The sequence below is a fragment of the Spirosoma sp. genome (assembly GCF_026391055.1).
GTDB lineage: Bacteria > Bacteroidota > Bacteroidia > Cytophagales > Spirosomataceae > Spirosoma.
Genome location: NZ_JAPLET010000022.1, coordinates 862841 through 877656 on the forward strand (window position 1 = coordinate 862841; position 14816 = coordinate 877656).

General features: G+C 56.2%; 11 protein-coding genes. All 11 read left to right on the plus strand.

What is annotated here, in order from left to right; genetic code table 11:
• Positions 1-2 precede the first annotated feature (2 nt).
• The 11 genes from NT073_RS18840 (at position 3) to NT073_RS18890 (ending at position 14802) form a co-directional block, all read left to right on the plus strand.
• The gene (locus NT073_RS18840) at positions 3-377 is read left to right on the plus strand and encodes a hypothetical protein (RefSeq protein ID WP_297376501.1); all 375 of its coding nucleotides are present in this window, start codon (positions 3-5) and stop codon (positions 375-377) included.
• A gap of 23 nt (positions 378-400) precedes the next feature.
• Complete coding sequence (locus tag NT073_RS18845) at positions 401-1315, plus strand: hypothetical protein (protein WP_297376503.1); 915 nt, start codon at positions 401-403, stop codon at positions 1313-1315.
• Positions 1316-1319: 4 nt separating this feature from the next.
• Positions 1320-1832: a hypothetical protein gene (locus tag NT073_RS18850; RefSeq protein WP_297376505.1), complete on the plus strand. Its 513-nt coding sequence runs from the start codon at positions 1320-1322 to the stop codon at positions 1830-1832.
• Positions 1833-1890: 58 nt separating this feature from the next.
• A complete protein-coding gene (locus NT073_RS18855; protein WP_297376507.1) occupies positions 1891-3867 on the plus strand; it encodes a hypothetical protein in 1977 nt (658 codons plus the stop codon).
• A gap of 2 nt (positions 3868-3869) precedes the next feature.
• Positions 3870-5315 (plus strand): hypothetical protein, encoded by a 1446-nt coding sequence (locus NT073_RS18860; protein ID WP_297376509.1) that lies wholly within the window; start codon positions 3870-3872, stop codon positions 5313-5315.
• 2 nt (positions 5316-5317) lie between these two features.
• Entirely contained in the window at positions 5318-5920 is a 603-nt protein-coding gene (locus NT073_RS18865) for a hypothetical protein (protein WP_297376511.1), read from the plus strand.
• The gene (locus tag NT073_RS18870) at positions 5920-8130 is read left to right on the plus strand and encodes a hypothetical protein (RefSeq protein WP_297376513.1); all 2211 of its coding nucleotides are present in this window, start codon (positions 5920-5922) and stop codon (positions 8128-8130) included. The genes NT073_RS18865 and NT073_RS18870 overlap by 1 nt, the downstream gene beginning before the upstream one ends.
• Positions 8127-8480, plus strand: coding sequence for a hypothetical protein (locus NT073_RS18875; RefSeq protein ID WP_297376515.1), 354 nt, complete (start codon positions 8127-8129; stop codon positions 8478-8480). Before NT073_RS18870 ends, NT073_RS18875 begins: the two co-directional genes overlap by 4 nt.
• 74 nt (positions 8481-8554) lie before the next feature.
• The gene (locus NT073_RS18880; protein WP_297376517.1) at positions 8555-9307 is read left to right on the plus strand and encodes a DNA adenine methylase; all 753 of its coding nucleotides are present in this window, start codon (positions 8555-8557) and stop codon (positions 9305-9307) included.
• A gap of 91 nt (positions 9308-9398) precedes the next feature.
• A complete protein-coding gene (locus NT073_RS18885) occupies positions 9399-11525 on the plus strand; it encodes a fibronectin type III domain-containing protein (RefSeq protein WP_297376519.1) in 2127 nt (708 codons plus the stop codon).
• A 7-nt stretch (positions 11526-11532) separates the two neighbouring features.
• Positions 11533-14802 (plus strand): hypothetical protein, encoded by a 3270-nt coding sequence (locus tag NT073_RS18890; protein ID WP_297376521.1) that lies wholly within the window; start codon positions 11533-11535, stop codon positions 14800-14802.
• The last annotated feature ends 14 nt before the right edge of the window (positions 14803-14816 follow it).

Genomic DNA, 14816 nt, shown 5'->3' on the forward strand with positions numbered 1-14816 from the left:
CCATGCTTCACAATCCCTTATTCTGGCTCGCCCAGATCGGTCTGGTGCTCTGTCTGATCAGCGCAGCCATTTTAGTTTTCCGTTTACGGCACCGCACCCGGCTCCTGACAGTTCCCATCTGGCTGCTCGCCTTCTCGGCGATGATGCTGCTGGTACACCCCGTCCGCTTTGCGCCCCCTTCATCGATCTACTACCTGCTGGAGCTACTAATGGGCCTGCTGATGAGTGTGGCCGCCTGGCATTTAAGCTGGAAAGGTCCCAAGCCCGGTACGCCCGGTGAGCAGCTGGTCACTAAAAATATTGTCCACTGGGGCATTCTGGCGGGTGGGGTGGCGCTCTCCTACATTTTCTTTAAGCTTAAGCAGATGAGCCGCTAAGGCTTTTGAGACGTTTTCTTACGATGACAACCATCGACCTGACGATCGCAACGCCCGCCGGACGGCCCCGTAGCTGGCGCTTTGAGGGGCCATCGGGCTGGGATAAGCTTAGCCCCGCGCAGGCCGTGGCCCTGATGCGGTTTCGCTACCGGGTAGCCGGAGAGCCCCAGACGATCTTTCCTGTTCTGGCGCTCATTTACGGCTTTACCAAAGAGCATCAGCGGTGGCTGTTCGACGAGCGGTTTCTGCGCCGAAAGAATATTCCCGAAGAGACCCGCTTTCAGGCCCTTCAGTACGGGCAGGCGCTGATCGATTCGATTCGCTGGATTGGGGAAAGCCAGCCCGGCCCCAGTTTTCTGGTGAGTCAGTTTAGCCAGTTTTCTTACCGGTATGGCACCCCGCGCGTACTGCTGCGTCGACTTTTTGACCGGCAGCGGTATTATGCCCCCCGCGAAGGCCTCTCCAGCAGCACCTTTGAGGAGTTTATGTACGCCGAGAAGGCCTATAAGGACAAGAATTTTGCCCTGCTGACGGCCATTCTGTACCGGCCGGCCACTTCCGAAAAACAAAAGACGGGTGACATCCGCCTGCCGCTCGATAAGCACACGGTCGAGAAAAGGGCCAAACGCTTCGAGCGGCTCGAACCGGCCCTGATTGCCCTGGTGGTGGCGCACTACGAGGCCTGCCAGCAAAATCTGCAACGGGCATTCCCCCGCGTTTTCCCAAAACAGCTCATTTTAGAGGGGCAGCAACCTCCTAAACCGCAAAAAAATGCGGGAAACTGGCTGGACGTTGCGCTGGGGCTGGCTAAACTCGACGTGACCAAGATCAGCCAGATCGAGCAGACCAATCTGTATCTGGCCCTGAAAGTGCTCGACGAGCAGATCCGGCAGGCAGACGAGCTGGAGAAAGAGCTTGAAAAAACCCGCAAAACGTAGTCCCATGACTGAACCAGAATACATTGCTTATTTCGAAGGGCTGGCCAGCAAGCACAAGGCCATTCGCCACGTGCCCGGGGATGAGTCCAGCCAGGGGTTCTTTTTGGTACAGGATGATAACATGGCGGAGCTCGAGCAGGCCGTTCGTAACAAACTCCAGCTGCCGGCCCTCCTGCTCGACCAGTACTTTGATGAGCTCGATACCACTCAGGATAACAACCGTCTGCGCATTGAGGGCGGCTTTTCCATTATCTGTAAGATCGAGCAAGGTGATACGGCCTCCATTCGGGCCGCCCGCCACCAGGCCCGGCTCATTGCCCGGAGCGTCCTGGGCCGGCTCCGTAAGGAACTGCGTCCGGGCGGAGGCTTATCGGCTCAGAACGTAGTCATGCTCCCCGTCAATGCCGGCGAGCCAACGCCGATCCTGGGCGGCAATGCCACGGGCTGGGGCTACGCCATCACCTGGCAGATGCCCACATCCATGGCCGTTTCGACCGACGACTGGCTTGATTTATAAAATCCGGGTGGTGTAGGGTGTCGCGGCTCAGAGCAGCGGCGGAGGGCAACTTTGGCCCATGCCGGTCACACTTGTTTCCTCTCCAGACCCCTATTCGCTCAGTAAAGGCGGGCGCACGTTGTACCGCTTTTCAGGGTCAGGCCGCTACGCCAGCACGGGGGTAAAGGCCGTCACCAGCCTGATCATCAAAGGTCAGCCTGTTCCCGATGGCACTGTTTTACGCCTGCGCTGGAACGGCAAAGTCATCACCCTGACGGCCCGCACCACCCCGACACTTCCCACCGAGTTTCCTGCCGGCAACGGCTCATCGGCCTACGCCACCATTCTGGCCATTTGGTTTGGTAGTCTTTTTGCGTTTCGCTCGGATTTTACCATCTCCCGCGTCGATGCAGGCATTTGGTCGCTGATCAAATTCACCGCCCGAAAACCCGGCGTTGCCTACACCATCAGCCTGGATAACAACACCGGTGCGGGCCCCATTGATCTGGGCGTCGATACGGCCGGAGCTGACCCGGTGTTGCGGGTGCAGTACAGCGTCTATTGTGCGGTGTATTTGCAAAAGCCCGGCTCGCCTGGCACCGATCTGGAGGCCGACTACGAACAGGTTTTCGCTCCCGTCGTGGAGATGGACAGCGATGGGCTGGCGCAGTTCGATGTGGGGGCCGTGCTGCACGACGCCCTGAAAGCCGACTGGCCGGACTGGTCAGCTTCCACCACGACCCTCTCGCATACCTCCGCCCGCAAGTACTACCTGGCCTACGCCGAGGCCTACGGATCACCCATCGAGGTGGGAAGGCTGTACACCGACCAGGTGCGCTATATCCTGCTGGGGGGTACAGACTATCAGCACCGGGCTTCCGGCGGGCAGAATCTGCTGCAGCGCTACACGAATGATCCGGCTGCCGATCCGGCCCTGCGCTTTGGTGCCACCACACGCGTTGTTCGGCCTGATGAGCCCCAGTTTCTGAGTTTTCTCAATTCGCGGGTTGACCGGCTCGGCTCGGCCCTGCTGATCACCCTCACCTTCGACGACGACAGTCAGCTGGTCATGAACGATGTGCTCAGTCAGCCGGTCGACGTGCTGGCCGGCCAGAAAGTGACCTTCGCCGTGGGGGCACCTCAGCAAAAGCTGTTCGACAATCTACCCGCCGGCCGGATCCTGAAGGAATACACGGTGCGGTGGGTTGGCACCTCGCTGGGCACAAGCCCCTTAAGCGCCGAATACCGCTTTATTCTTAACTACGACTACCAGCCCCATACGCGCTATTTCGCGTATCTGACCAGTCTGGGCGTCGTCGATACGCTGGCCACCTTTGGCAAAGGCAGCTCCGAGCTGGCCCGTTTCTACGAGCAGGCCGAAGTCTACCTGCCGGCTCTTTATGAGCTGGCCGACGGGCAGTTTACCGACTACGGCATCTCCCTCCAGCGCAGTGTGGAGGTCACGACGGGCTTTCGCTCCCAGACTGAACTGCGCCGTTGGGACGACTTCTACCGCTCACCAAAGCAGTTCCGACTGGTGGACGCACAGGCCTTGCCGGTGGGCATCACGGCCAAATCCATCAAGGAAAACAAGGACGGCGACACCCAGTTTGCGCACCGGTTTGAGTACGTCTACCTCTTCAAAGACGATTTCTATGCGGAAGGAACCGAAGCGGCCGAGCCGCTGCTGCCCCCCGGTTTTGTGGGCGGTGGGGGTACGGTGGTTATTCAGCCGACTCAGACGGTCTATGCGGTCGATCCAACCGTGCCAGCTTTCGTGCGTAACCTGACGGCCGTCGACATTGCCAAGTTCCAGGTAGCTGCTGCCCGGCCCAACCCCGAAACGCTGGGCTTTCTCAATCAGACCACCGCAGCAGGCCTATTCCGGGGCAAAGAGCCGATCTCTTTTGCGACCGATATCACCGATAAGCCGACCACGCGTGACGCATCGGGCCTCACCGACGTGCCTACCGTCAGCGAGATCTTCAAGACTGCCTTCATCAAACCTCACCTCTCCAGCTGGACGGGCGATCAGGAACCTCCTCAACTCCTCTAATTATGCCTATACGCATTGATAAGCCAGTCGGGTCCGACTGGCAGTACTCTCTCGACCAAGCCAACTGGCAGATCAGCAACGTCTTTGACAAAGCGGCCGGTGGGGTTGATTTCATCGTCGGCAACGTCTACCTGGTGTATTGCCGTAACCAGGTCCAGAACGCCTTCAGCCAGGACGCCATCATATTTGGCGATAAGAACAACCAGACGCCCACCCTCGATCAGGTTGCCAAAACGGGCAGTGCTGCTCACATGGGTATCACGGATGCCCTGGTAAAGCTTTTGGGCGGTCTGTTTCTGGGCAATATTCCCACCACGACCGAGAATTTCCCCCAGCTGGTGCTCGATGCTGATGGGAAAGTGTGGAAACGGGAAGGCTCCGTGGTGACGCCCCCGCCCGTGCGTAGCAACGCGTTTCGGAATTTCCAGCACTACGAATTCGTGCCCAAAGTGGTGGCAGAAGCGCCCAAAATTGCCCGGATTGACGTCAACGATTGCCAGCGGATTACGGGCTGGGGGTATGGAGGCCCCTTGCGCATTGAGCGTGATGGCGTGCCGGTAGCCTATATCAACCCGACTATCGCCCGACCTGACGTGGTAAGCTATTTGGCTACGCAAGGCATCACAGCGGACAGTGACGAGTTGGGCTTTGTGTATTACAAGTCTGCCAGTGAATCGGCGGGTACCCACACCTGGGAGGTATTCGTGGGCAGCAGCAGCGTGAAGGCAACCACCGATGTGGGCGCACCGACTTCGGTGACTTGTTCGGTACCTGACCCATCCAACCCGGCTCCCTCGCTGGCCAATCCTACAGACAACTGGACGATTACCGCCTTCAATGGTACCTCAAAAGTGCTGGCCCAAAACCAGTTCAGCGACAACGCGGGCGACACGGGTACGCTCAGAGCCTATTTCTACAATGAGCAGCTCAAGTCGTACATGTCCCTGCCTGACTGGCTGGTTTTTGACCCGGCCACCCGAACCTTCGCGCAACCCCCGGCCGGCACGCCAAACCAGACCCTTACCATTCGCGTCGTCTACGTCGACAGCGCCTACCAGTCGGCTGATGATGAGTTCGAGCTAAAAATTGACGTACCGGTTACGGTGGTTCCCCTCATCACGCAGGTAAAGCGCAACTGGTCAGGATCATCGGTCCTTTATTCTGTCTACGGCAACAACCTCAACATCGGCAGTGGCGACCCCTTTGGCCTGCAAATACGCTGGAAAGTAGGCGAGCAGGATAGCTGGTCGGCCTGGGAAGGTCCCGCCAGTGCCACGGCCAGCGTGCCCGGCACCTTCGGCAAAAACGTCGACCCTGATACAACAACCGTCTTCGAGGTCCGCATCGTCAGCGCCCAGGGCAGTGTCCGGGCGGGCAGCACCCTGCAATTCGCCTTCACGACAACCGCCTCCGCGCAGGCCCAAACCACCGTCTACCCGACAGAATAACCATGGCGTATTTCACCGCAATATTCGATGATTTCGAGGACGGCGTGCTGCTCTCCAGCACGAACGTCATTATTCCCTATGATGGAGATCAGTACACCTGCTCGCAGATCGAGCAGTACCTGGCCTCGCTCACCTCTGAGCAGAGACTAGTTTGGCGCAGTCTGAGCACTACCCAGCCGCCACCGCCACCGACTGACTTCGAGGTAGCCCTGCGCGGTTGTTCAGGCCCCATAACCAGCAGCTCATGGTCAGCCGATACCGATTTTGGTCCTGACCTGATCGATGACCGGCCATCGTGGGCCCTGCTGCTGCGCTACTCCTACGCAAGTGGTGTGCTGACGCTGGAAGCCCCCGACACCATCGGCCAGATCAAATTCGAGCGGCAGGATGGCACGGCCTTCAGCACCACCAACCCCGACAATGTACCCATTCAATCGGGCAATTTCTACCCCTCTGGTGATCTCGATGACGGCAACTACAAACGTCGCTGGCAGATCAATCTGGGCATTTTCCCCATGAAAATCACGGCTGAGCAGGATGGCGGCTCAGCCACAGTCGTCTATCAGTTCACCCCCACCGCAAACGCTAATCGCATCAATCTGTAATGAAAAAGTTATCACTTCTCCTGCTGGGGCTGCTCCTGGCGTTTACCGCTACCTACGCCCAGACCTACAAACTTCAGAAGGTCAAACGGACGTTCTCCGGCACTGTTCAAAAAGGATTTAGTCGCCGTGACATGGGCCTTTATCCGGCGACCAGCCAGGGTAATACCAATTTCTTTACCGCCCTCAATGCGGGCTGTGTATCGCTTACCCTCAACTCGGGTCAGGTAATTCCGGTATCGTCCGGATGCTCGTCCGGCGATACCCGCCCCTTCTGCTCCAGAGGGCCAACGGTGACGAACCTGACGGTAAACTCCCCTTCGTCCATGCTGGTCCAGTATGATGGGGATGGTCTGAGCAGTATTGACTGGAAAATCGAGCAGAGCGGCACGGCCGTTCGTTCGGGCAATTCAGGCACGCTCACCACCAGCACGTTTACCATTAATTTAAGTTCGGCCCTTTCGGATGGCAGTTACACGCTCGTGCTGGACGGTACGATCTGTAAGACCACCGACCCGGCCGCTGCCCGGCGAACCTTTACGGTCAGCACCACCACGACGACACCACCCCCGGTCACCACGACGGCCTACTTCCGGGACGGCTTTGGTGAAGGAAGCGTCAGTCAGCTCATGCTGTCGGCCCCCTTTACGCCAAATTTTAGTGACGCGTCGAGCAATCAGTACTCCTCACTTCCCTTGGGCAACCAGACGATGTACATACAAAATGCCAACATAAAATTCGGCATTGGTAAAGCACTCGGCGGGGCGATAAAGTGGCTGAGCATTGGCAATGGCGAGAACCTGGTCAACACCAACGCCGACGGCTATAAGGGGGTATTCGAAGGGCTACCGGCTCCCGATGGCGGGCGGTCTGGCGGCTGGAGCATGTACGGCACGCCGGGGCATGACTTCCATGATAACGGCATGAGCACGTCAGAGTACTTCGACACGGGTATGAACTGGGTGCACGGTGGTAGTACGTATCACGATATGTCCAAAATTACGTGGTACGAAAAACGCAATATTTCAGGGTATGGGGAGGTCATGTACTGCCGGGGCGTACCGCGTCAGTGGGCGATTCGGAACTCGTATGGCCAAACCGTCTATCACTGCTGGTGGTGGCTGGAGGGCAATTCAGTGCGCTACTTCTCGATTCTGGAAAACAACCGCACCGACACCCAGATGATCTATCAGGGTAGGCAGCAGGAAGCCCCCTTCATCTTCCCCATCGCTAAAATGTGGCACCACAAAGTGCCCGTGCCGGGCGGTATCCAGACCATTACACCCGTTCCTCCAGTGGAAGGATCGGGCACGGATGGGGTTCGGTGGACTGATATTTATGCCGCATCAGCCCACTGGTTTGGGGCCGTCAATGACAATGATATTGGCATTTTCAATATCCCTCAGTTCAATTCCCGCTTTCAGGGCAGCATTTCGCAGGCTATTTCGGGGGATGAGTTCTCGAATGCCACGAGCTACAATAACTCGGCCGCGATGATGCAGTGGGCTGATCTGCCGGGTACCAATGTAGCGTTTAGCGGGGCCTTCTACGCGGGTTCACTGACTAATTTTTTGAACTGGTACGACAATTCGGGCTTCACCTACACCAAGTTTGACTGGTCGTTTGGCCAGAACCAGACGGCGGGCTGGTGGAGTGAAAATGGCGCGGCCAAGTTCATCAACAACCGGTACGCGCTCAACATCGGCTATGGTAGACCTGGCGATAATGGCACTCCGTTGGAGGGACAGACGGTGCATTTTGCGGCGCTGGCCTCGCCGTTCGGGACATGGCCTGCCTCAACCATTCCCACGATCTACATTAAGGGAACGTTCCCCCCGAACATTACCAGCTACGTGCTGAAGTGGAAAAAGTGTGGGATGGATAATAGCCCCGAATACACCAAGACGTTCAGCGTGAACAATTCGGGTACCGAGCAGACCGTGGCCATCCCCATGAGTGGGGTCAGCAACTGGGACGGGCAGATTGCCAATATCCGAATCCAGATGGCGGATTTTCTCCAGCCGACGTCAGGCTCCGAGCTATTCGTGCCAAGCTATATCGGCAATATCAACCCCAATTCCGCTTCTGACTGGCAAGCCCTGTTAACACTTGCGGTTGGCCTGGGGACTGGCTTAAAGCGACGAAAAAACACACTGTCCGTTCGCCAACGGCGCCCAAAGCAGCAACTACGTAGACCCCAATTAATACCATGAAAAACCTGCTCTTACAACAGGCACTGACCGCCCTGCTGGCGGCAAACCCCAAACTACGCTACGATGATGGTTCAGGGGATTCATCGGGTGAAAAGCTCAAAATTGTCCGGTTGCCCTGGTGGCGAGTCCGGCTCTGGAAGGGCGAACGGGACGGCAAAGCCGAAGCCCGGCTGAAATACTGGGAAGAGAACGTCCCGGCTTCAGCGGAGCTGTGTGCCCTGCTGACAGCCCCCAACTCACTGGTGAGCTTCAAGCGCAACATCAACAAGGACGTTAAAGTCGACCTCTACATTCTGGTGTCGTTTGGCTGGTGGTACGTCGGTATCAAAACCACCCTGATCGAAACTTAGTCGGGGCTGGGATCGGCCACTCGAAGCCGATCCCAGCCATCTGTTTTTTCTTTTTCTATTAATCTATCTAAGCAATGATTCTCACTCGACCGGGCAACAAACGACGCATCGCCCAAGCCATTATCGCTCACTTCCCTGAGCATGACACCTATATCGAACCCTTTTTTGGGGCGGGTGGCCTGTTCTTCAGTAAACCAAAAGCTAAACACAACATCGTCAATGACTACGACAGCGAAGTCTACAACCTCTTTAAGGTAATCGTCGATCGAAAGCCTGAGCTTATGAACTTCTGGTCCATTATGCCGGTGCACGAAGACCTCTGGAAGTACTGGAAAGCCAATCCGGAAGGGGATCCGATTCGAAAAGCGGCCCGCTTTCTGCTGTTTTCTAACTTCTCCTTCATGGGCCGCATGACGACCATGTGTTTTGGCCAGAGTAATGCCTACCCACTGGTGGCCCAGCGCATCCAGCAGGTGCACGAGCTGATGCGGGGTGTCCAGCTGATGAACTGTGATTTCCGTAAAATGCTCAGCCGCATTTCGATCCGGCCCGGCTCCGAAAAGCGGGTCTTCATCTACTGCGATCCGCCGTATCTGGAAACCAAAGGGGGTAATTACGAAGGGTTCACCGAGACCGACTGCGATGATCTCTTTGACGCACTTGTCTCGTCTGGCTACCGGTTTGCCATTTCGGAGTTTGACCATCCCTATATCCTTTCGCTGGCCAGCAAGCACAAGCTGAATGTGATTCACATAGGCGAGCGCCAAAACATGAAGAACCGGCGAATGGAAATCCTGATCACCAATTACAGCCTGCCTTCCGCCTAGAGGCCCAGCCTGAAGTGGAGCAGTAAACCAGAGTATCCCACCAGCGAGCAAAGGCTGGTGGGCTTCCTAAACCCAATTCAAAACTTGTACCATGAAACCACTACTGTTTTTATTGTTCCTCTTTTCTCTCGCCATTCCTCTACGGGCTCAGGTGTCCGAACCCACGGCCATCCGCATCTACCGCATCAGCGACCAGATCACTACCGCTGACGCGGCCGGCAACATCACGGGTTTCTACCCTTATGCCGATGTGTCAGTTAAAGCGGAAGGGGCGCTCATTAAAGTAAGCGTTAAAGGGGTTGGTACTCTTTACTACTCGCCTGCTCTGTTCTGGACCGAGCAGGGAACCCCCTACGGCTCGACCGTTAACGCAGCACTCAACCTGTATCTGCTCAGTATTCCGGCTAGCTCATCGGGCGGCAGTGGGGGTACAACGGCAGCCACGACCAACGCCGGTGCACTCGTCTCGGGTACCCTGGACGACGCCCGGTTGAGTGCGAACGTAGTCAAAACGACCGGCTCCTACTCAAATCCCACCTGGCTTTCGGCTCTCGATCCATCACGTATCAGTCAGAACAGTTTGAACCGGTTTACCAGTGATGCTGAAAAGGACGCCTGGAATGCCAAACAAGCTCCACTCGTTTCGGGCAGCAATATCAAGACAATCAACGATATCCCCATACTTGGACCGGGCAACATAGTCATTGGCGGTGGAAGCGGAGGCACAACGACCAGTGCCACTTCGCTGACGGCTGGCACACTTGACGATGCAAGGCTCTCTGCCAATGTGGTCAAGACGAGCAGTACGTATTCGAATCCCGGATGGATCACCGCCTTTGATCCGACACGAATTACCCAAACAAGCCTGTACCGGTTTGTGAGTGACAATGAGAAATTAGCCTGGAACAACAAACAGGATGCGTTGGGGTTTACGCCCTTCAATAATGCGGATGCTCTAACCGTAAACTACACCGGGGCTGGCGTCTCGGTCAACCAGGTCGACAAAACCGTGACGGTTACCATTCCGGGGGGAACTTCCGTGGTAATCGATCAGGCATTAAATAGCTCATCCGTCAATGGGATTGCCAACGGGGTGGTCGCTTCAGCCCTCAATACACTGACAACGGGATTGTCGACGGCTAATGGCAACATTGCTACTAACACAGCCAGTATTGCTACTCACACGACCGGCATTGCTACCAATACCAACAGCATTACAGCCAATACAGCCAGTATTGCTGCCATTTCATCGGCCATCACAGCACTCAATGCCACGGTGGTCAGTCTCCAGTCGCAGGTAGCGGCACTAACAGGAACGTTCACCATTGCAGCACCGGCGCTTACGGCGAGTAACATCACTAACACCGGAATGACCTTAAGCTGGCCCGCGTCAACGAGTGCGACCAGCTATGCCCTTGAGATGGCGACCAACGCCGGATATACGACCGGCCTGGTGAGTCTGACGACGACGTCGGCCCTGAGTTATGCCGTTACCGGCCTGACGCTGGGTACCCAGTACTGGTTCCGCATTAAGGCATCGGGCGGGGCGGGCACTACGGCTTCGGCGTATGGTACCACCACGGCAACGACCACATCGGTGGCCGAAGCTAGCTATACCGTTACCCGTATCATTCGGGGTCAGAACATGCAGTCGACGTTCGCTGTCGCCACAACCGCCAACGTCAACCAGCTGAAGCCGACGGCGAGCCAACTTACCACCGCAGGCGGTGGGTATACCTCCCAGAGTCTGATCACCGAAACGGGTACGGCTTCGGGGGTCACCCTGAGTATTACGGCTCCGTTCGCGCAGGCCTCGTCCTCGCTGAGTACGTCTGCGGTAGCGGGTAGTTTGTACCCCCTCGATATGTATAAAGGTGCCTGGATGGTGACCTCGGCAACGCCAGCGCAGGTGAGCTTCAACAACCTCGACCCAACCAAGAAATATCGACTGCTCCTGTATCCTGTGTCGGCAACCTCAACGGGCTCCACGGCCTTCGTGGTTGGTGGCGTCACCAAAGAAAAGGCTGTTTCCAACAACTTTGGTGTCGGTGGCGGAAACGAATTAGACCCCAACACGGCGCTCGTCGAATTTAAGAATATCACGCCTGACGGTAACAACGCCATTTTGATGAACGTCAACCGGGGTACTGTAACCGGTTCCGGCAGTGTACCCTGGAACACGTTTGTGCTGGAAGAATATAGCGGAACAAGACCGTAACTGATCCATGAAGAAACTTATCTTTCTCCTGCTCCTGATCGCAGTCGGTCAGGGGCAGGCACAAAGCCTGAGAATGCCCTGGCGCACAGTGACGGGCAGCAGCACTAGCCAGCCCACAGAGCCTACTCAGCCGGTATCCAATTCCAACATCGTCACCCTGACGATTACCTATGCCAGTGCGCCGACATCGCCGACCGCTACGTTTGCCCCACTCAAGTACAACAAACAAGCCTGGTTCCAGTATGAGCGTGACGATCTGCTAAGTGCTACCTGGACCGACTATCAGTTTTTTCAGGGGAAAACGCACACCGATGGAGCGGGTAATGCCGTCAAGTGGCGGGGTAGTACCGTCGTAAATGCCCGGTCGAACTTCAACAATGGCGATTTGTGGGGCATTGCGGGGAAGCTGACGGCCGCTCAGATTGCGACGATGGTACGCGACGGTAAATGGGGTGTACTCAATCACGGCTATTACCATGATACGCCAACGTCCAATAATTTCTATCCCCCCTCCAGTGCAACCTATTCGCAGGCGGGCTGGGATTTGGCCGAAAACCAGAAGTTCACCTACGACAAGTTAAAAGCCGAAGGTGTAGAATATGCCATGCGGGGCGTTGTGCTGCCCTCTTCCCATGCGGGCTTCGTGCGGGGGGCTGATTCGCTGCAATACCTGGGCATTACCACCACGGCGGCAAGGGATGGCTATACCGGCTATCCCACGAACACGGCCTACAATCCTGCCAACGATGGGGCCAATTTCCTGAATGAAGAAAGCTTGCCGGTCGCCGGAACCACGCTGTTTGGCAATACGGGTTTTGTGCAATACACGCGAAATCTTCAGGACAGCTGGAACGCGACCACTGTCGGCACACTCAAAGCGCAGTTTGTGGATCTGCTGGCCAAGAGCAATGCCAGTAAACACCTCGGCATGCGCCTTGCGACGCACTCAGGTACGTATCCGGAAATGAGCGATTTTTTCAATTACGCCGATTCGGTTGCCGCCGATCGGGTCTGGTTCGCGGGTATGACCGAGCAGCTTGAATACCGGGAAATGAAACGGCTGGCCCAGAAGAGTCAGGCACTTTCGGGTAATACGCTGACGGTTAGTCTGGACGTGAGTTCAGTTCCGTCTGTGAACCGGTTCCGGGATATGAGCCTGTTGGTGGGCGGTGGCACGATCACCAGCGTGACGGCTACGGGCGCCCATGACCGGATGTCGTACAATCCCAGTACCGGGCTGATTAATATTTTCTGGGAGAAAACGACGGTCGCTAATCCGGATCTGGTAGCGGCTGGCAGCACGCTCGCCATCGTCGGCCCTGACTCGGTAGCGGAAGGAGCCTCCGGCAGCTATCAGATAACCAGAACAACACTGGCCGGTACCACATCGGACGTGACCGCCAGTGCTTCTTTGTCAGCCAGCCGGGGAATGGCTTCCGGCCTGACCATTACGCCCGGCAGTCAGATTACGCTGGCCAATGCAACGAATGTGGTGAAAGGCGATCATCGCATAACGACCCTTACGGCCAGCTATCAGGGGAAGACCGTCACGCGGGAGATCGTGCTGAAGGATGCGACAGGTACGCCTTCATCCATCGCGCACCGGATGGTGACTGCTGACGATATTAGCATGTGGCCGCAAATGAAACTAGGCGATCTGATTGTGCCAGGCGCAACGTTTGGGTTTGGTAGTGCTACCGATCACTCGATTCAGATTAGGACCAGCCGCCAGAACGCCCCCACCCTGGCACCTGGCTCGACGATCTGGGTCAAGGGAGCTGACTACGTGAACGTGGTGATTCAGCTTGATTCATCCCGAACGACGGATGGTCAGGCACCCATCCAAATCCGGAACTACGACGGTCAGGTCAAGGTCCTCAACTCCCTGAATATTCTGGGGGCACAGGGATTGCTATTGTCAGGACGGTATGACCCGGTGAGTGGGGCTGGGGATAGCGACTACCGGGGCCATGAAGGGAATTATCCGATCCGGGCTGACCGCTACGGGTTTCTGCTCGATAACCGATGGACGGATTCGAGCAAAAATGGCTTAGTGATGGATGGCGGCTGTCAGCGCGTGGAGTCTGAATTTATGGAACTTAGAGGGGGCTACTTCGCGCCCGTGTTCGTCAACGGGAGGAATTACGATATGCGGGTTGCGGGCAGTACGGTGTGTCTGCCCTACAAGAATATGAAATACCACGACCTTTATATTCATGACTCCGAGTCGGAAGGGTTCTACATGGGCAATACAGCTGCGGACGTGTGGGCCAAATTTGACTCGTTGGAGATCTACAACAATGTCATTGTGCGGGCGGGAACGGAGGCCATTCAGGTGGGACAGCTTCACAAGGGAACGCGTATCCATCATAACGTCGCCATGGGAAATTTGAATGCGAAAAATGCTTTCAAAAAATTCCAGGACAATAGCCTTCAGACTGATCTGCGGCAGGGCGGGCACCTGATCGAGAAAAACCTGTTCATTCGCGGAGGTGAGAAATTCATCAATGGTCAGTCACGGTTAACGGAAGATGTATCGAAGGTGACGCTGGCCACTGACACGGTGCTGATCCGACGCAATGCGTTCCTATTCAATACCGGCCTGTTTGAATCCTACTATAACACGACAGGCGGCCAGACGGCTATACCTAACCTGACGTTCGCGTTTCAAAACAACTGGTTTGGCCACAACCGATTCGTCTATAATCTGATCTATCCGACCGCGCCCAGAGAGAACTTCATTATGAAGTTTGAGGTGAAAGGGGCGAACTCAAAAGTAATCGTTACAGGGAACACCTTTGATGGCAGTTCGCCGGTCACAACTTGGGTCAATAATACCAGTCCAGGGAATACGACCGTCACCGAGTCAGGTAACACGCTGTCAGGTACGGTGCCACATCCGGAGTTCGTCAATACCGGCTTCGGGCCAAACTTCGACTTTACCACGCTGGAATTCTGGACCGATAAGATCGGCAATTCATCACAGTTTCCCACCGATGGCACCGCGAAGGGTACATTGGTGACAGTACCCGTGGGTGAGTTTCGGTCGTATCACGGCATCATCTACGAATCGAAAGCGGCTAATAATACCGCCATCCGGCCGGGGTATCATGTCAACTGGCGGGATTACTGGAACCTGATTTACTGGGACCGGACAACGGGTGCAATGGTGCGGAACCCTACCGATTTGAAGAACCTGTCGCCCATTCCGCCCGACAAATACAAACTGGTGCCCGGCTCATTCTACCAACAACAGGGGTTGGGACCCTCATTTTAATACCAAACCCTCTA